The 565-nt window shown below is 69.9% G+C and carries 1 protein-coding gene; it reads right to left on the minus strand.

The window, feature by feature from the left end:
* On the minus strand, positions 1–542 hold a 542-nt coding region (locus tag A5706_RS16340), incomplete at its 3' end, for a TetR/AcrR family transcriptional regulator (RefSeq protein ID WP_068132424.1).
* Positions 543–565 lie beyond the last annotated feature (23 nt).

Raw genomic sequence — 565 nt, forward strand, 5'->3', positions numbered from 1 at the left:
GATCGGCGTTGCGCTGTGGACGTGCGGTGACTCGCTCGCGGCGCGAAAAGCGTGCCCCTGAGCAATTCCTTGGCCGAGTCCAGCGCAGCGTGGTACTCCTCCGGCGGAACGGTCGCCGCCAGCTCGGTCAACCCGCGAGCCAGCGCGTAGATCGCGTTGACCGCGGCGCCCGGGTCGGTGCCCGGCGGCAATGCTTCGCGCGCTTGGGCGTCCCGAACGATCCCATCGATGGTGTCGCGCAACACTTTTGGCCCGGCATGCCCGCGCATCGCGCGTTCGAACGCGGCCAGGTGCGGATACTCGCGCATCAACCGGCCCGATTCGTCGAGCACCGCTTCGATCCGGTCCGTGACGTCGCCGGGACCCTGGGCGGCCTCGCGCAGGCGCGGCAACGCGACGTCGGTCCTGGCCGCGACGGCGGCCTTGATCAGCTCCGACTTGTTGGGGAAGTAGTTGTACAGGCTGGCGCTGGTCACCTCCGCGGTGCGGGCGATCTCGCGGATGGTCGCGCGCGAATAGCCCGCCCTGGCCACGCAGCGCATGGTGGCGACGATTATTCGGGGGC

This window comes from Mycobacterium sp. E796, from assembly GCF_001672815.1.
In the GTDB taxonomy this organism is placed as follows: domain Bacteria; phylum Actinomycetota; class Actinomycetes; order Mycobacteriales; family Mycobacteriaceae; genus Mycobacterium.